Genomic DNA, 16,586 nt, shown 5'->3' with positions numbered 1-16,586 from the left:
CGTGGGTGCAACCTTTTACAAGGCGGACTAACGTCGCTAGCGTGCCGCTAGCCGTCATGTCGGCGCACTACAGGAGGCCTTGCAACCATGACCGAGCAGTCCCCAGCCCTGGACAACCTGCTCACCGAGAGCCGCACGTTCCCGCCCAGCGACGAATTCGCTGGCCAGGCCAACGCGAAGGCCGATCTCTACGCCGAGGCGGACGCCGATCGCGAAGCGTTCTGGGCGAAGCAGGCGGAGCGGCTGACGTGGGACACGAAGTGGACCACGGTACTGGACTGGACCAATGCGCCCTTCGCGAAGTGGTTCGTCGGCGGCAAGCTGAACGTCGCGTACAACTGCGTCGACCGGCACGTCGAGTCCGGGCACGGCGACCAGGTCGCGATCCACTGGGTCGGCGAGCCGGGTGACACGCGGGACATCACCTACGCCGAGCTGAAGACCGAGGTTTCCAGGGCCGCCAACGCACTCGCGTCGCTGGGCGTCACCGCCGGCGACGTCGTCGCGATCCAGCTGCAGATGGTTCCCGAGGCCATCTTCGCGATGCTCGCGTGCGCGCGGATCGGTGCGCTGCACAACGTCGTCTTCGGCGGCTTCTCCCCGACGGCGCTGCGGGCCCGCGTCGACGACGCCGCCGCGAAGGTCGTGATCACCTCGGACGGCCAGTTCCGCCGGGGCAAGGCCGCGCCGATGAAGGCCAACGTCGACGAAGCGCTCGAAGGCGCCGAAACCGTCGAGAAGGTCATCGTCGTGCAGCGCACGGGCGACAAGCTCGAGGGCGACGTCCCGTGGACCGAGGGCCGCGACCTCTGGTGGCACGAGCTCGTCGACGCACAGTCCGAAGAGCACACTCCCGAGGCGTTCGACAGCGAGCACCCGCTGTTCATCCTCTACACCTCCGGGACGACCGGGAAGCCGAAGGGCATCCTGCACACCTCCGGCGGCTACCTGACGCAGACGGCGTACACGCACCACAACGTCTTCGACCACAAGGCCGGCGAGGACGTCTACTGGTGCACCGCCGACATCGGCTGGATCACCGGCCACAGCTACATCGTCTACGGCCCGCTCGCGAACCGCGTCACGCAGGTCGTCTACGAAGGCACGCCGAACACCCCGCACGAGGGCCGGCACTGGGAGATCATCCAGAAGTACAAGGTCTCCCTCTACTACACCGCGCCGACGCTGATCCGCACCTTCATGAAGTGGGGCGCGGAGATCCCGGAGAAGTACGACCTGTCGTCGCTGCGCGTGCTGGGCTCGGTCGGCGAGCCGATCAACCCCGAGGCGTGGATCTGGTACCGCGAGAACATCGGCGCGGGCAAGGCGCCGATCGTCGACACGTGGTGGCAGACGGAGACCGGCGCGATCATGATCTCGCCGCTGCCGGGCGTCACCTCGACCAAGCCGGGTTCCGCGCAGAAGGCGCTGCCGGGCATCTCCGCGAAGGTCGTCGACGAACAGGGCACCGAGGTCGGCCACGGCGGCGGCGGGTACCTGGTGCTCGACCAGCCGTGGCCGTCGATGCTGCGCGGCGTCTGGGGCGACGAGGAACGCTTCCGGGACACCTACTGGTCGCGCTTCAAGGACCAGGGCTTCTACTTCGCCGGCGACGGCGCGAAGTACGACAACGACGGTGACGTCTGGCTGCTGGGCCGCGTCGACGACGTGATGAACGTGTCCGGCCACCGCATCTCGACGACCGAGGTCGAGTCGGCGCTGGTCTCGCACCCGACGGTGGCCGAGGCCGCGGTCGTCGGCGCGACCGACCCGACGACCGGCCAGGGCATCGTCGCGTTCGTCATCCTGCGCGGCAACGCGGTCGACGGCGGCGAGGAGGCCATCCAGGCCCTGCGCAACCACGTCGCGAAGGAGATCGGGCCGATCGCGAAGCCGCGGCAGATCATGGTCGTGCCGGAGCTGCCGAAGACGCGCTCGGGCAAGATCATGCGCCGTCTCCTGCGCGACGTCGCGGAGAACCGGCAGGTCGGCGACGTCACCACGCTGGCCGACTCGTCGGTGATGGACCTGATCTCGTCGGGCCTGAAGTCGGGCAAGTCCGAGGAGTGAGCTAGCGTTCCTCTTGTCAGAGCCCTTCCGGCTTCGCGCCGGGAGGGCTCTTTCATGAACCCCCGAGCGGCGCACTTCGAACGCATGTTCTACACTGTGCCGCGAACCACACCCCCTTCCCGGGCAAGGAGACGACACGACGATGACCGTGGATGTCCTGACGCACGACGAGGAAACGGCTTCGGCGACCACTGAGGCGCCCGCTGTTGCCACTGACGAGGCGACGACCGTCACCGAGTCCGCGTCCCCGGCCGCTTCGGAGGACTCGGCTCCGGCCGAGCCCGCCGCCGAAGAGGCCCCCAAGCCGAAGCGTGGCCGCCCGAAGGGTGCGGCGACCGCGTCGACGGCGAAGAAGACCCGCACGGTCGAGCTGATCCTGACCGTCACCGGCACGGCCGACGGCGAGTGGCAGGCCGAGCTGAAGAACGGCTCCAAGTGGGTCGCGAAGGGCCTGGAGATCCCCGCCGCCGCGGTGTCGCGCGCGGCGAAGGAGCTGCACTCCGACCTGTCCGGCCCGATCGACGAGGTGATCAACCAGGCCCGCGAAGCGCAGGCCGCGAAGGTCGCCGCGCTGGAGGCCGAGCTCGAGAAGGCCAAGCAGGCCCTCGCCGAGCTGGACGGCTGAGCTTCACGCTGAGCTTCACTCCAGGAAGCGCCCGGTTCCGCGTTGGCGGGGCCGGGCGTTTCCGCTTGTCAGGGGTCGGCTCGCGTACCCAGACAGTCGGCTCGCGTGCCTGGAGGGTCGGCTCGCGTGATCAGAGGGTCGACACGCGTGATTTGAGGGTCGACACGGCTCAGGCGATGGGTGGGCGGGCCGGCAGGGGTGACTTGAACTCCACCCACATGGCGTCCGTCAGTGCCTGCACGCGATGGGCCACCCCGCGCGGGTGCGTCACCGAATCCCCCGGTTCCAGCACCGCCTCGACGCCGTCGACCACTCCCCGCAGCTTGCCCGACAGGACGTAGACGATCGAGTCGTGGTCGTGCGCGTGGGTCGGCGAACCCACCCCCGCCGGGTAGTGGATCAAGTACGCGAGACCGCTCTCCGCCGTCTCCAACAGCCGGAACCGGCCTTCGCCGCCCCGGAGCGGCAGGCCCTCCACCGTCGTCAGCGGCTGCCACACTTGCTCGTCCATGCTGCCCATGATGACCCAGAACCCCGGAGTCCACACAGGACTTGGCTTAGGTTAGGCACGCGTTAATTAGGCGAACCTGACCCAAACCGGAGGTCTCGCCACGATTCTCCATTCGTGTTTCACTTGTCCCGTGACCGAAACGATCGACGGTGACGCCGTGCAGCACGCGCACGAACCGCACCAGGGCGTTGGCGGAAAGCTGAACTGGCTGCGAGCCGGGGTTCTCGGGGCGAACGACGGGATCGTGTCGGTCGCCGGCATCGTCGTCGGGGTGGCCGGCGCGACCACGGAAAGCACCACGATCCTCACCGCCGGAATCGCCGGGCTGGTCGCCGGCGCCTTTTCCATGGCCGGCGGGGAATACGTCTCCGTCAGCACCCAGCGCGACACCGAACAGGCTTTGCTCCGGCTGGAAAAGCAGGAGCTGAAGACCATGCCGGAGGCCGAAGAGCGCGAGCTGGCGGGGATTTACGAAGAAAAGGGCCTTTCGCCCGAACTCGCCGGCCAGGTCGCCCGCGAACTGACCGAAAAGGACCCCCTGCAGGCGCACGCGGAGGCCGAGCTCGGCATCGACCCGGACAACCTGACGAGCCCGTGGCAGGCGGCCTGGGCGTCCCTGCTCGCGTTCTCGTTCGGCGCGCTGCTGCCGATCCTGTCCATCGCCTGGGCCGGCGTCTCCCTGCGGGTGTGGGCGTGCGCAGCCGCGGTCGTCGTCGGCCTCACGCTGACCGGGTGGGTCAGCGCGAGGCTCGGCGACGCGAACGTGGGGCGCGCGATCCTCCGCAACGTCGGCGTCGGCGCCCTCACCATGGTGGTGACCTACTTCGTCGGGGTGATCTTCGGCGTGACCGTCGGCTAGCTCAGTGGACGCCCTTCATCAGCTTGCGGATGAAGGGGATGCCCAGGAACAGCAGGATGCCGACACCGATGGCGGCCCCGCCGACCGTGCTGAAGTACGGCGTCTCGTCGTCGACCGAGTAGTACTCGGCGAGCTTGCCGGACATCGCGGTGCCGAACGAGATCGACAGGAAGTTCAGCGCCACCATCTGCGTCCGGAACGCCGCCGGCGCGAGCTTCGTCGACAGCGACAGCCCGACCGGCGAGAGGCACAGCTCGGCGATCGTGAAGACGAACAGGATGCCGACCATCGCGAGCATCGGGCTGGCGTTCTTGCCGCTGCCCACCATCGGCAGGAAGAGCAGGAACGCCGCGCCCATCAGGACCGTGCCGAGGACGAACTTCATCGGCGTCGACGGCTGGCGCTCGCCGAGCTTCGTCCACAGCGCCGCCAGCACCGGGGCGAACAGGATGATGAACACCGGGTTGATCGAGTTGACCCAGGACACCGGCAGCTCCCAGCCGAACAGGCTCCGGTTCAGCCGCTGGTCGGTGTAGGCCGCGACGACCGTGAACTGCTGCTGGTACAGCGAGAAGAACACCGCGCTGGCGATGAACATCGGGATGAACGAGAACACCCGGCTGCGCTCGTCGCCGGTGATCTTGCGGCTGGTCAGGATGACGAGGAAGTAGATCACCGAGATCACGCCGACCACCACGACGACGACGTCGGCGAGGTTGCCCGGGTTGACCACACCGGTCAGCACCAGGACCACGATCGCGGCGACCAGCAGGAGCGCGGCGCCGATCGCCAGCGCGCGCTGCGACGACGGCAGCGGGTTCGGCACCTCCTTGGCCTTGTCGCCGAGGTTCTTGCGGCCGAACGTGTACTGGATCAGGCCGAGCGCCATGCCGATCGCGGCGAGGCCGAAGCCGAGGTGGAAGCCGACCTCCGTCTGCGCGAGCCCGGTCAGCAGCGGCCCGACGAAGCCGCCGAGGTTGACGCCCATGTAGAAGATCGTGAAGCCGGCGTCGCGCCGCTCGTCACCTTCGGCGTAGAGCGTGCCGACGATCGCCGTCGCGTTGGACTTCAGCCCACCACTGCCGACCGCGACGCAGACCAGGCCGACGCCGATGCCGCCCAGGCCCGGCAGCAGCGCCAGGCTGATGTGGCCGATCATGATCAGCACGGCGCTGTAGAAGAGCGTCCGTTCGGAGCCGAGCAGCCGGTCGGCGACCCAGGCGCCGATGACCGCGGAGAGGTACACCAGACCGCCGTACGCGCCGACGATGCCGAGCGCGGATTCCTGCGCCAGACCCAGGCCGCCTTGTTCGACCTTGTAGTAGAGGTAGATCGGCAGGATGCCGAGCATCCCGTAGTAGGAGAAGCGTTCCCACATCTCCACGCCGAAGAGGTTCGCCAGCCCTCGTGGGTGCCCGAAGAACCTCGTGTCCTGCTGGACCTCGGTAGAGGTGCTCACAACTCTGTCTTCCTTTGTCTCGGACTTCGTTGTCGCTTGGCATGCTATGAGCACACCGTGTGACCCACCACCGGTACGACGTGTGGCGACCGCCATAACGGTCCGTGACAAAGAGGCGTTAAAATTTCGCCAAGGTGCGCCGGGAAGTCTGGTCGGCAACAGTGATCAGAGACCCCTGGAGCCGCCCGTGTCCCGCCCGTTGACCGAGTTCGCGCGCTACCTACGCACCGAAACCACCGGCGGGATCATCCTGCTGGCGGCGACCGCCGTCGCCCTGATCTGGGCCAACTCCCCCCTGCGGGACAGCTACCACGCGTTGCGCGACTTCCGGCTCGGCCCGGAGTTCCTCCACCTGAATCTCACGATCGGTGACTGGGCGAAAGACGGCCTTCTCGCACTCTTCTTCTTCGTCGCCGGGCTGGAGCTCAAGCGCGAGCTCGTCATCGGCGAGCTGTCGCGGTTCAAGCAGGCCGTGCTGCCGGTCGTGGCCGCGATCGGCGGCATGGCCGTACCCGCGCTCGTCGCGCTGAGCGTCGGCTGGGGGACGCCGGGGATCGACCGGGCCTGGGCGATCCCGGTCGCGACGGACATCGCGTTCGCGCTGGGCGTGCTCGCGCTGACGGCGTCCAACCTGCCCTCGAGCGCGCGGGTGTTCCTGCTGTCGCTGGCCGTCGTGGACGACCTCGGCGCGATCGTCGTCATCGCGGTGCTCTTCACGACCGGCTTCGACCTGGTCGCGGTGGGCGTCGCGGTCGTGGCACTCGCGCTGTACGCCTTCCTGCAGCGCCGCCGCGTCCGGACGCCGTGGCTGTACGTGCCGCTCGCGCTGGTCACCTGGGTCGCGGTGCACTCGGCGGGTGTCCACGCGACGATCGCCGGCGTCGCGCTGGGCCTGCTCACCCGCGTCCGCGCCGACGAAGGCGAGGCCGAAGCCCCGGCGCTGCGGCTCGAGCACCGGCTCCAGCCGTGGTCGGCCGCCGTCGCCGTGCCGGTGTTCGCGCTGTTCGCGGCGGGGATCTCGGTCAGCGGCGACTCGCTCGGCGCGGTGTTCACGACAGCGTTGCCGCTCGCCGTGCTCGCCGGGCTGCTCGGCGGCAAGGTCGTCGGCATCCTCGGCGCGAGCTTCCTGGCGGTCAAGTTCAAGCTGGCTGAGAAACCGCGGGGCATGGGCTGGCGGGACCTGGCGGCGTTGTCCGTGCTCGGCGGCGTCGGCTTCACGGTCAGCCTGCTGATCGCGGACCTGTCGCTGCCGCCGGAGACGAGCGAGCTGGCCAAGGCGGCGGTGTTGATCGCCTCGGCGATCGCGTCCCTGCTCGCGGCCGCGCTGCTCCTGCGGCGGAGCCGGGCACACGCCCAAGCGGAGTGATCTCGCGACACTCGGCTACGCCGCCGCGCCTGGTTTCGGGACACATGGCACGATGACCCGGTGAGCAGCCCCAAGCACGAACGCATCGGCCCCGACGGCGTGGGGGCCGTGCCTTACCTCCCGCTGTCCTCCGACACCGACGTCCCCGGCGACCAGTCGCTCGGCAGGCTCGTCGGCGACGCGACCCAGCACATCTCGACCCTGGTCAGGGCCGAGATGGAACTGGCGAAGTCCGAGCTCGTCGGCGAGGTGAAGAAGGGTCTCAAGGGAGCCGTCTACTTCCTGATCGCGCTGACCGTCTTCCTGTACAGCACGTTCTTCTTGTTCTTCTTCGCCGCCGAAGGGCTGGCGGAGTGGGTGCGCTACCGCTGGATCGCGTTCGGCATCGTGTTCTTCCTGATGCTGCTGGTCGCGGGCGCGGCCGGGTTCCTCGGCTACCGCAAGGTGAAGAAGTTCAAGGCACCGGAGCGGACGATCGCCAGCGTCAAGGAGACCGCCGCCGCGCTCAAGCCGCACAAGGCGCCCGACGCCGACCTGACCACCACGCGCGACTGAGTCGTTGCCCGCGTCCCCCGACCCGTCGAGCGTCCGGCTCGACGGCCCGTGGGCTCACCGCGACGTGTCCGCGAACGGCATCCGGCTGCACGTCGCCGAGCTCGGCGAGGGTCCCGTCGTGGTGCTGCTGCACGGGTTCGCCGAGTTCTGGTGGACCTGGCACCACCAGCTGCGGGCACTGGCCGATGCTGGGTTCCGCGCGATCGCCGTCGACCTGCGCGGCTACGGCGACTCGGACAAGCCGCCGCGCGGCTACGACGCGTGGACTCTCGCCGGCGACGTCGGCGGCCTGATCAAGTCGCTCGGCGCGCGCCGGGCGCACCTCGTCGGGCACGCGTGGGGCGGCATGCTCGCCTGGACGGTCGCGGCCCTGCACCCCCGGCTCGTATCGTCGGTGACGGCGATCGGCGCCGCCCACCCGCTCGCGCTGCGGTCGTCGATCGCCCGCACGCTCTGGCGCGGCCAGGGCCGGGCGGCCGGGCACCTCTTCCGCTTCCAGATGCCGATGGCACCGGAGAAGTGGCTGGTCCGCGAGGACGCCCAGGCGGTCGAGGACTTGTTCGACACCTGGGCCGGCCGCGCTTGGCGGTCCACTTCGGACTTCGCGGGCAGCGTCGAGGCGTTCCGGCAGGCGATGCTCGTGCCGGGCGTCGCGCACAGCGCGCTCGAGTACTACCGCTGGGCGTTCCGCGCGCAGTTCCGCGGCGAAGGCCGCCGCTTCACCGAAGCCGTCGGCAGCCGGATCACGGCGCCGACGCTCCAGCTGCACGGCGCCGACGACACCTGCATCCTCCCCGAGACGGCGACGTCGTCGACGCGCTGGGCGGGCCCGCACGCCGAGCCGGAAGTCTGGCCGGGCGTCGGGCACTTCCCCCACCTCGAGGTCCCGGACCGCACGTCGGCGGCCCTGGTGGACTTCCTCAGTCGAGCGTGATGGCGTTCTTCGCCCGCCCCACCGACTCTTCCGCCGGGCCACCGGTCGGGTTCTCCGTGGCCAGCGCCTGGTTGAGCGCGACGAAGGGCCGCATCCGGCGCTCGTAAGCCGCGAAGGCCGCTTCGTGCTCTGCGCGGCCCAGTTCGTGGGCGAGGACGTACGCGCCGACCAGCGCGAGGCTCGTCCCCTGGCCGGACAGCGCCGACGGGCAGTAGCCCGCGTCGCCGACCAGCGCGACCCGGCCCGCCGACCAGCGGTCCAGGTGGATCTGCGCCATCGCGTCGAAGTAGAAGACGTCCGCTTCGGCCATCGCTTCCAGGAGCTTCGGCACCTCCCAGCCGATCCCGCCCAGCCGCTCGGCGACGAGCCGCTTCTGCGCCTCGACGTCCAACCGGGGCAGCGGGTCCGAGCCGAACCCGAGGGTGACGCGCAGCTCGGTGTTGCCGCGGACCGGGTAGATCGCCCCGCCGGTCTCCTCGTGCCGGAACCAGACCTGCCAGTCCTCGAGGCCCAGGAAGTTGGCCGTCGGGAAGATCGCCAGGTACTGGCCGAGGTGCGTGCTGAACTCCTCCTCCGGGCCGAACGCCAGCCGCCGCACCGCCGAGTGCAGGCCGTCCGCCCCGACGACCAGGTCGAACGTCCGGAAGCCGCCGCGCTCGAACTCCACCCGCACGCCGTGCGCCTCCTCCGTCAACGCCGTGATCGAGTCGCCGAAGACGTATTCGACGTCGGTGGCCTCGTGCAGGATCGCGACGGCGTCGTCGCGCAGGATTTCGAAGTCGTCGCTGTCGAGCCGGCCGCTGCTGTAGGTGAACTCCTCGGACCGGAACAGCTCCTGCCCGGCACCGTCCACCACGGACATCCCGCGCATCCGGGTGCGCATCGCCCGCATCCGCTCGCCGAGGCCCATCCGGTCGACGACGTCGAGCGCGGCTCCCCGCACGTCGATCGCCTGGCCGCCGGTGCGCGGGCCGGGCGCGCGCTCCACCACGGTCACGGCCCAGCCCGCCTCGGCCAAGAACCAGGCCAGCGTGCCGCCGGCGACACCGGCACCCGAGATCAGGATGTTTCGCATGTTTCCCTCCAGAGTCGTACGCTTGTGTGCACCACGCTGGAGTTTCAGCAGTTTAAGGCCAAATCTGTACTAGTACAGAAAGCCGACTGCACTAGGTCAGGGAGCAGCCGTGAAGTACGCGCTCATCGCCGAAGAGCTGCGCGGCCGGATCACGCGTGGCGAGCTCCGGCCGGGCGCGCGGGTGCCCTCGACCCGGCGGCTCGCGACCGACCACGGCGTCGCGATGGCGACCGCGGCCAAGGCACTCGCCCTGCTGAGCCAGGAAGGGCTGGTGCGCGCGGAGCCCCGGTCCGGCACGGTCGTCGCCGGCCGCGAGCGCCGCGGCGGCAGCCAGCAGGCGCTGACCCGCGAGCGGATCGTGCGCACGGCCATCGACATCGCCGACGCGGAAGGGCTGGCCGCCCTCTCCATGCGCGGGATCGCGGCCCGCCTCGGCGCCGCGGCCATGGCGCCGTACCGGTATGTGAACGGCAAAGACGAGCTGGTGCTGCTGATGGCCGACGCGGTGTACGGCGAGCGCGGCTACCCCACCGAGCCGTCCGGAGACTGGCGCGAGCGGCTGACGCTCGGCGGCCGGACACTCTGGTCGCTCTACCGCCGGCACCCGTGGCTGGCCCAGCTCGCCCCGATCACCCGCCCGCTGCCGCTGCGCAACCTCGGCACGCACGCCGAATGGGCGCTGGCGGCGCTGTCCGAGCTGGGCGTCGACGCGGCGACGCTGTGCGACCTGCACGTGCTGTTCTTCAGCTACATCCAGGGCATCGCGATCCACCTCGAACGCGAGCAGCACGCCCTCGCCGCGTCCGGACTGTCCGAAGAGCAGTGGATGGACCGGCAGACGCCCTTGATGGCCCCGATGACCAGCGGCCGGCCGGTGTTCACCAGGATGCTCCACGAACTCGGCGAGACCGGCTACGACCTCGTCCTGGACGACATCTTCGAGTCGGGCATGCGGGCGCTGCTGGACGGCCTCGCCCTGCGGTTCGGGCGTTAGGCGGCGCAGGAGCCGGTCGACACGTTCGTCGACTGCGACGGCGCCGCGTCGACCTCGGCCCGCACCTGCTCGGCCGTGAGCGTGAAGCCCGTCTCCGGGTCCTCGACCGCCGCACCGAACACGACGCCGATGACCTGGCCGTCCGGCGTCACCATCGGGCCGCCCGAGTTGCCGCTGCGGATCTCCGCACGGACCGTGAAGACGTCCCGCTGGACCGTGTTGGCGTCATAGATGTCCGGGCCACGCAGGTTGATGCGGCCGCGCACACGCGCCGGCGTCGCCCGGTACGGGCCGTCGAGCGGGTAGCCGAGCACGATCGCGCTGTCGCCCGCCCGCGCGGTCTCCGACGCGAACTGCAGCGCCGGGGCACGCAGCCGCGGCACGGCGAGCACCGCGATGTCGACCTCCGGGTCGAAGTACACGACGCGCGCCGGGAAGTCACCCTGCGGCGTCTCGATGCCGACGGTGTCGGTACCGGCCACGACGTGCGCGTTCGTCATCACCCGCTGCGGCGCGATCACGAACCCGCTGCCTTCCAGGGACCGCGAGCACGAGCTGGCGCTACCGCGGATCTTGACGACGCTGCCGTGCAGCTGCTGGACGGTCCCGCTGCTCTGCAACGCCGGGTCCGGCGGCGAGGTGTCCGCCGTCGGAGCCTTCTCGAACGGGGGCACGATCGACGGGAAGCCGGACGCGTCGAGCAGCTTGCGCAGCTGGTTCGGGAAGCCCTGCGCGGCCTCCGGCATGGCGTCGTTGACCTTGCCGAGCACCAGCGAGCTGTTGATCCCCTTGGCCAGCCAGGGCACGGCGGACACGGTCGTCAGCGGCGTCGCGACCAGCCACGCCACGACGAAGACGACCACGGCCTGCACGATCGCGCCGAGCGTCTTGTCGACGCCGGACAGCTTGTCCGGGTTGATCTTCTGGCGCAGGCGCCGGCCGGTGTAGACGCCGATCGCCTCGCCGAAGGCGACCAGGAACACCACGGTGGCGACCGCGAAGGCGACCTTCCACACCGGGTCGTCGAAGAACGAGACGACGACCGGCGCGAGCTTGATCCCGGCGAGCGCACCGAGCACGACGCCGACCAGCGACGGCAGCGCGACGATCACGCCCTGGTATGCGCCGGACACCGCCGCCAGCACGGCCAGCAGCAGCACCAGCACATCGACCCAGTTCACCGCTTCACTCCCCGCCCTTCAACCGCTCCTGGAACGCCGCCAGCGATTCGTCGAGGTCCCGGACGTCGCCGTCGTCCCATTCGCGCTCCCAGCCTCCCAGGCCGAGCAGGACGGACAGCAACCCGGCGGTGAACCCCCACACGAACAGGCCGCCGACCTCGAAGGCCGGCCCCTTCCACGGCATGCCGGCCTTCTGGATCGTGAACCGGTTGGCCGGGTCGACCAGGTCCGCGATCGCGACGCGGGCGACGGACGCCGTCTCGCCCGGGTCGACCGCGTGCACCGGCGACGGCTCCGCCCAGTGCGCCAGCACCGGCGTCACCGCGAAACCGGACACCGGGACGAACAGCTCCGGCAGCACCGCGACCGGCCGGACGCCCGAAGGGACGACCCCGGTTTCTTCTTCGGCCTCGCGCAGCGCGGTGCCGACCGGGCCGCCGTCGCCGTCCTCGGCGCCGCCGCCGGGAAACGCGACCTGCCCGGCGTGCGAGCCCAGCGTGTCGGCCCGCCGTTGCAGCAGGACATCGGGCTCGCCGTCGGCTTCGCGCTCGCCGAAGAGGATGAGCACCGCCGCGGCGCGCGTGTAGGCGGCCTCGGGCGGGCTGAACCGGGTGAACGTCTTCGAATCGACCTCGGCGCTCACCTTGACCAGCGGCCGGAGCCACTCGGGCACCGACTCCGGCTCGACCAGTGGTCCGATCACGATGCCCCCTCGACTGCCGCGCGCACCTGGTCAGTGTTCCCGAAGGTCGGCGGGTTCGCGATGAACCGCACCTCACCGGCCGCGGTGACCAGGTAGGACACCGGGAGCCGCGGCGGCACCTTCAGCGCCGTCCGGACGGGCCCGCTCGGCCCGTCGCCGTCGAACACCGACGGTAGGTGCACGCCCAGCTTGGCCAGCAGGTTCAAGCCGTCCTTCGCCGGGCTCTGGACCTGGACGCCGAGCACGCGCACCGCGCCCGGCTGCCGGGCGTACTCCTGGAGCACCGGCAGCTCGGTCCGGCATGGCTCACACCACGACGCCCACACGTTGACCAGCACCGGAGCGCCCGCGAGCGCACGTGCGACGTCGACGCTCGCGCCGTCGCCGAGGCAGTCCGCCTCGACCCCGTCGAACTGCTTCACCGGCTGCGCGGGGCCGGCCGCGGGGCAAGGCTGGAGCGCCGCCGCCGACCGCGCGGGCGCGAGATCCCCAGCCGGTTGCGCGGTGCTGTCATCACCCCCACGGGGCAGCAGGGCGACGATGAGCGCCACCGCCAGCACGGCGGCGGCCAGCGCCCATTTGGTGACGGTCGTCACCGGGGCGCCGCCAGCGCCAGGATGTGCTCCTTCTCGACGCCCTTGACCAGCTTCGCGGCTTCCTCGAAGCCGGTCGGGCCGGTGCCGTACGACGGGCAGTCCCTGGCCAGCGGGCACGCCCCGCAGGCGGGCTTCTTGGCGTGGCAGACGCGCCGGCCGTGGAAGATCACCCGGTGCGAGAGCATCGTCCACTCCTTGCGGGGGATCAGTTCGCCGACCGCGTGCTCGACCTTGACCGGGTCCTCTTCGGCCGTCCAGCCCCAGCGCCGGACCAGCCGGCCGAAGTGGGTGTCGACGGTGATGCCCGGGACGTCGAAGGCGTTGCCGAGCACGACGTTGGCGGTCTTGCGGCCGACGCCGGGCAGCGTGACGAGGTCGTCGAGCTTGGCGGGGACCTCGCCGTCGAAGCGCTCGACGAGCGCCGCGCCGAGGCCCATCACGGAGTTCGCCTTGGCCCGGTAGAAGCCGGTGCTCCGGAGGAACTCCTCCAGTTCGGTGCGGTCGGCGCCCGCGTAGTCGGCGGCGGTCCGGTAGCGCTTGAACAGCGCGGGCGTGACGAGGTTCACCCGGACGTCGGTGGTTTGCGCGGACAACACGACCGCGACCAGCAGTTCCAGTGGAGTGGTGAAGTCGAGCTCGCAGTGGGCGTCGGGATACACGTCGTCGAGGCAACGCTTCATCCGCCTGGCGCGTCTCACCAGAGCTAACCGGCTTTCACCAGCGCCCTCACGGGGGGCGTTCGTGGTGGCAGGTGGCACCCCGATAGCCTACGGGCGCCGTCGGACGAGCCGGTCAGTGCACCGGTGGACGACCGACACGCCAGAGCACCACCTCGGCGCAGTTTCCCGGCCGCCATGAGCGAGGATCTGGAGTAGATGCTTCCCACTGAGTGTTTCGGGGTCCGGTCATGACCGTCTGGTTCGTCATCCTGGTCCCCCTGGTGATCATGTTCTTCGCGCTGTTCATGGAGCGCGTCGAAAGCCGGCTCAAGCACGTCGCGGTGCAGGAGAACGAGGTCGAAGAGTTCCTCGAGCAGGCGCAGCCCAACGAGGTCAGGGCGCTCTACGGGCACGGCATCGGCCGCGCGCTGGAGCTGTTCCGGCTGCGTAGGCTGGGCGGACGGGCGGCCAGGCTACGCGCGCGGCGCGTGCGGAGTTAGGCTCCACGTTCGAACGAGATCATCTGGCGGGCGCGCGCGTCCGACAGGCGATCTCGCGAGTACGCCCTAGACTGACGCGCAAGTGATCGGCGTCACGCTCTTCCAGCCACGGGGGAGCGTGAACGTTTCTCGACGAGGAGGCACCCGAGGTGGATGAAACCCTGGCCCGTGCGGGCATTTTCCAGGGTGTGGAGCCGGCAGCGGCGGAGGCGCTGGCCCAGACCTTGGAATCCGTGGAGTTCCCCCGCGGCCATGTCATCTTCAACGAGGGTGAACCCGGCGACAAGCTGTACATCATCCAGTCCGGCAAGGTGAAGATCGGCCGCAAGTCCCCGGACGGCCGCGAGAACCTGCTGGGCATCTTCGGCCCGTCCGACATGTTCGGCGAGCTGTCCATTTTCGACCCGGGCCCCCGGACGTCGAGCGCGACCACCGTCACCGAGGTCCGCGCGGTCACCATGGACCGCCCGGCGCTGCGGCAGTGGATCTCGACCCGCCCGGAGATCGCCGAGCAGCTGCTGCGCGTGGTCGCGCGCCGCCTGCGCCGGACGAACAACATGGTCGCGGAGCTGATCTTCACCGACGTCCCCGGTCGCGTGGCGCGGGCGCTGCTGCAGCTCGCCCAGCGGTTCGGCAGCCAGGAGGCGGGCCTGCTGCGGGTCACGCACGACCTGACGCAGGAAGAGATCGCCCAGTACGTCGGCGCCTCGCGCGAGACCGTCAACAAGGCACTCGCCGACTTCGCCCACCGCGGCTGGCTGCGGCTCGAAGGCAAGAGCGTGCTGATCCTGGACCCGGAGCGGCTCGCCCGCCGGGCCCGCTGAGCTTTTCCCGAAAGAAGGCCTCCTCACCCAGGTGAGGAGGCCTTCTTCACGTCCTGCGACGAACAAGGAGCCGGGCGCCACCCCCGACGTGGCGCACCGGCTCCTTGTTCGTCGCGCGGACCATCCCCCGACGATCCGCGCTCCCCGCCCTCCGGACCAGGCCCCGACCCATATGCCGGAGGGAGCTGGGTTGTGTGCTGTTGTTCAACCATCACGGCCCATACCCACGAATTCAAGGCCATTCACTCTCAAGGACGCCGTCCACGCCGTTTTGTTGCACGGGTCCACGGAGAATATCGTGAGTGTTACCTGATCGAGACATCATTTGAGCGGACGTCGGTCACCCGGTGACGCACCTGACCGGCAAATAACTGGTACCGACGTACCACTCTGCGGCATACTGGTACGCGTGTCCCAGTCTGAAGGTCGTACGTCTCTGGCCGACTACCGCAGCGCGCTGACGACCCGCGCGGCCCGGCGGCCCGCCGTCGCGTCCGTGCTCGCCCGCCTGCCGATCGCCATGATCGGCATCTCCGCGCTGCTCTACGTCCAGCGCGAGACCGGGTCCTTCGCCGCCGCCGGGCTGGTCTCGGCCGGCTCGCTCGTCGGCGTCTCGGTGGGCGCGGTGATCCAGGGCAGGCTGATCGACCGGTTCGGCCCGACGCGGCCGCTCCTCGTCTCCGCCCTGCTTTCGGCCTTGTCGATGGCGGTGCTGGTCGTGAGCATCGAGTCGCACGCCGCCACGGCCGTCATGGTCGCGTTCGGCGCGATGACCGGCCTGTCGGAACCGATGGTCGGCTCGGCGTCCCGGGCGCTGTGGACGCGGCTGCTGCCCCCGGGTGGCGCGCGCAACGCCGCGTTCTCGTACGAGGCGATCAGCATGGAGGTGTTCTTCATCCTCGGTCCCGGCCTGGCCGGCCTGCTGGTCCTGGCCCCGTGGGCGGGGACCGGCCTGGTGCTGGGCGTCGCGCTGCAGTTCACCGGGGCGGTGCTGTTCGCGCTGAGCCCGGCGGTGCGGGCTTGGCGGGCGTCCCCGGGTTCGTCCGGCTCGCTGCTGGGCGCGCTGTCGAGCCCCGGCATGCGGACGCTGGCGCTGGCCGCGCTCGGCTTCGGCATCGTGATCGGGTTCGTCGAGGTCGCGGTCCCGGCATCGGCTACTGCGGCCGGCTCTCCTTCGGTCGGCGGGCTGCTGCTGTCGGCGTGGTCCCTGAGCTCGGTGGCGTTCGGCGTGGCGTACAGCCTGCGCCCGTGGCCCCGCCGCATGGGCCTGCGGTTGCCGGCCCTGCTCGGCGGCTTCGGGGCGCTGGTGGCGCTGCTCGCGTGGCCGTCGTCGCTGTGGGGCCTGGCGCTGATGATGCTGCTGGCGGGGGCGTTGATCACGCCGCAGTCGACCGCGCATTCGTCGGCGATCGAGCTGGTGGCACCGTCCGGGACGGCCGCCGAGGCGTTCGGCTGGGTGTTGACGGCGGTGACCCTGGGGCTGGCGGCCGGCCAGTCGGTCAGCGGGTACGTCGTGGAGCACGCCGGCCCGGGCACGGCGTTCTTGGCGGCGAGTGTGGCCGGGCTGGTGCTCGCGGTGGTCGTTTGGCTGCTGCGGGGGACGGTCCGGGAGCCTCAGCGGGCTTCGGCGGTTCCGGAGCTGGTCGGCGCCGGCCAGTAGGTCTGCCGTTTTTGT

17 protein-coding genes are annotated in these 16,586 nt (G+C 70.3%); 10 read left to right on the top strand and 7 right to left on the bottom strand.

All coding sequences use genetic code 11. The features are described 5' to 3' along the window. Positions 1-87 precede the first annotated feature (87 nt). Both acs and AB0C38_RS05290 read left to right on the top strand, forming a co-directional pair. Entirely contained in the window at positions 88-2,070 is a 1,983-nt protein-coding gene (acs, locus tag AB0C38_RS05295) for an acetate--CoA ligase (RefSeq protein WP_360666724.1), read from the top strand. Between the two features lie 142 nt (positions 2,071-2,212). Continuing rightward, positions 2,213-2,695: a DUF6319 family protein gene (locus tag AB0C38_RS05290; protein ID WP_360666722.1), complete on the top strand. Its 483-nt coding sequence runs from the start codon at positions 2,213-2,215 to the stop codon at positions 2,693-2,695. Positions 2,696-2,864: 169 nt separating this feature from the next. Here the strand turns inward: AB0C38_RS05290 and AB0C38_RS05285 are convergent, their stop codons facing one another. Continuing rightward, entirely contained in the window at positions 2,865-3,206 is a 342-nt protein-coding gene (locus AB0C38_RS05285; protein WP_360666719.1) for a cupin domain-containing protein, read from the bottom strand. A gap of 130 nt (positions 3,207-3,336) precedes the next feature. Between AB0C38_RS05285 and AB0C38_RS05280 the strand changes: the two genes are divergently transcribed. Then, positions 3,337-4,065 (top strand): VIT family protein, encoded by a 729-nt coding sequence (locus AB0C38_RS05280; protein ID WP_360666716.1) that lies wholly within the window; start codon positions 3,337-3,339, stop codon positions 4,063-4,065. 1 nt (position 4,066) lies between these two features. Here AB0C38_RS05280 and AB0C38_RS05275 read toward each other — a convergent pair whose 3' ends face one another. Next, positions 4,067-5,524, bottom strand: a complete 1,458-nt coding sequence (locus AB0C38_RS05275) for a peptide MFS transporter (protein ID WP_360666714.1) — start codon at positions 5,522-5,524, stop codon at positions 4,067-4,069. Between the two features lie 187 nt (positions 5,525-5,711). Here AB0C38_RS05275 and nhaA point away from each other — a divergent pair, with 187 nt between their 5' ends. The 3 genes from nhaA to AB0C38_RS05260 are packed head-to-tail and all read left to right on the top strand — an operon-like array spanning position 5,712 to position 8,379. Beyond that, a complete protein-coding gene (gene nhaA, locus AB0C38_RS05270) occupies positions 5,712-6,890 on the top strand; it encodes a Na+/H+ antiporter NhaA (RefSeq protein ID WP_360666712.1) in 1,179 nt (392 codons plus the stop codon). A 60-nt stretch (positions 6,891-6,950) separates the two neighbouring features. Continuing rightward, positions 6,951-7,445, top strand: coding sequence for a phage holin family protein (locus AB0C38_RS05265; protein ID WP_360666709.1), 495 nt, complete (start codon positions 6,951-6,953; stop codon positions 7,443-7,445). Between the two features lie 4 nt (positions 7,446-7,449). Then, a complete protein-coding gene (locus AB0C38_RS05260; protein WP_360666706.1) occupies positions 7,450-8,379 on the top strand; it encodes an alpha/beta hydrolase in 930 nt (309 codons plus the stop codon). On the opposite strand, the gene AB0C38_RS05255 is transcribed toward AB0C38_RS05260, so the two are convergent. Beyond that, the gene (locus tag AB0C38_RS05255; protein WP_360666703.1) at positions 8,366-9,454 is read right to left on the bottom strand and encodes an FAD-dependent monooxygenase; all 1,089 of its coding nucleotides are present in this window, start codon (positions 9,452-9,454) and stop codon (positions 8,366-8,368) included. The two genes, AB0C38_RS05260 and AB0C38_RS05255, sit on opposite strands and share 14 nt — an antisense overlap. 109 nt (positions 9,455-9,563) lie before the next feature. Here AB0C38_RS05255 and AB0C38_RS05250 point away from each other — a divergent pair, with 109 nt between their 5' ends. Beyond that, positions 9,564-10,448: a GntR family transcriptional regulator gene (locus tag AB0C38_RS05250; protein ID WP_360666700.1), complete on the top strand. Its 885-nt coding sequence runs from the start codon at positions 9,564-9,566 to the stop codon at positions 10,446-10,448. Here AB0C38_RS05250 and AB0C38_RS05245 read toward each other — a convergent pair. Genes AB0C38_RS05245 through nth form a run of 4 tightly spaced genes read right to left on the bottom strand, consistent with a single transcriptional unit; the run spans position 10,445 to position 13,608 of the window. Further along, complete coding sequence (locus tag AB0C38_RS05245; protein WP_360666697.1) at positions 10,445-11,629, bottom strand: MarP family serine protease; 1,185 nt, start codon at positions 11,627-11,629, stop codon at positions 10,445-10,447. The two genes, AB0C38_RS05250 and AB0C38_RS05245, sit on opposite strands and share 4 nt — an antisense overlap. Positions 11,630-11,633: 4 nt before the next feature. Then, entirely contained in the window at positions 11,634-12,332 is a 699-nt protein-coding gene (locus AB0C38_RS05240; RefSeq protein ID WP_360666694.1) for a CoA pyrophosphatase, read from the bottom strand. Beyond that, on the bottom strand, positions 12,329-12,928 hold the full coding sequence (locus AB0C38_RS05235) for a TlpA disulfide reductase family protein (RefSeq protein WP_360666692.1): 600 nt from the start codon (positions 12,926-12,928) through the stop codon (positions 12,329-12,331). The genes AB0C38_RS05240 and AB0C38_RS05235 overlap by 4 nt, the downstream gene beginning before the upstream one ends. Further along, on the bottom strand, positions 12,925-13,608 hold the full coding sequence (gene nth / locus AB0C38_RS05230; RefSeq protein ID WP_360667516.1) for an endonuclease III: 684 nt from the start codon (positions 13,606-13,608) through the stop codon (positions 12,925-12,927). Before nth ends, AB0C38_RS05235 begins: the two co-directional genes overlap by 4 nt. A gap of 227 nt (positions 13,609-13,835) precedes the next feature. Between nth and AB0C38_RS05225 the strand changes: the two genes are divergently transcribed. The 3 genes from AB0C38_RS05225 to AB0C38_RS05215 all read left to right on the top strand — a co-directional run bounded on the left by AB0C38_RS05225 (position 13,836) and on the right by AB0C38_RS05215 (position 16,571). Continuing rightward, complete coding sequence (locus tag AB0C38_RS05225) at positions 13,836-14,087, top strand: hypothetical protein (protein ID WP_013230551.1); 252 nt, start codon at positions 13,836-13,838, stop codon at positions 14,085-14,087. Between the two features lie 149 nt (positions 14,088-14,236). After that, the gene (locus AB0C38_RS05220; protein ID WP_003081747.1) at positions 14,237-14,911 is read left to right on the top strand and encodes a Crp/Fnr family transcriptional regulator; all 675 of its coding nucleotides are present in this window, start codon (positions 14,237-14,239) and stop codon (positions 14,909-14,911) included. A gap of 409 nt (positions 14,912-15,320) precedes the next feature. After that, positions 15,321-16,571 carry an MFS transporter gene (locus tag AB0C38_RS05215; protein ID WP_360666690.1) on the top strand — a complete coding sequence of 417 codons (1,251 nt, stop codon included), beginning with the start codon at positions 15,321-15,323 and terminating at the stop codon, positions 16,569-16,571. Positions 16,572-16,586 lie beyond the last annotated feature (15 nt).

The organism is Amycolatopsis sp. NPDC048633, from assembly GCF_040650695.1.
Taxonomy (GTDB): Bacteria; Actinomycetota; Actinomycetes; order Mycobacteriales; family Pseudonocardiaceae; genus Amycolatopsis.
This window is presented reverse-complemented; position numbering and strand designations above follow the sequence as displayed.

Bases quoted from the DNA above. Each gene is read 5' to 3' on its own strand.
- acs (WP_360666724.1), top strand. From the start codon at position 88: ATGACCGAGCAGTCCCCAGCCCTGGACAACCTGCTCACCGAGAGCCGC.
- AB0C38_RS05290 (WP_360666722.1), top strand. From the start codon at position 2,213: ATGACCGTGGATGTCCTGACGCACGACGAGGAAACGGCTTCGGCGACC.
- AB0C38_RS05285 (WP_360666719.1), bottom strand. From the start codon at position 3,206: ATGGACGAGCAAGTGTGGCAGCCGCTGACGACGGTGGAGGGCCTGCCG.
- AB0C38_RS05255 (WP_360666703.1), bottom strand. From the start codon at position 9,454: ATGCGAAACATCCTGATCTCGGGTGCCGGTGTCGCCGGCGGCACGCTG.
- nth (WP_360667516.1), bottom strand. From the start codon at position 13,608: ATGAAGCGTTGCCTCGACGACGTGTATCCCGACGCCCACTGCGAGCTC.
- AB0C38_RS05225 (WP_013230551.1), top strand. From the start codon at position 13,836: ATGACCGTCTGGTTCGTCATCCTGGTCCCCCTGGTGATCATGTTCTTC.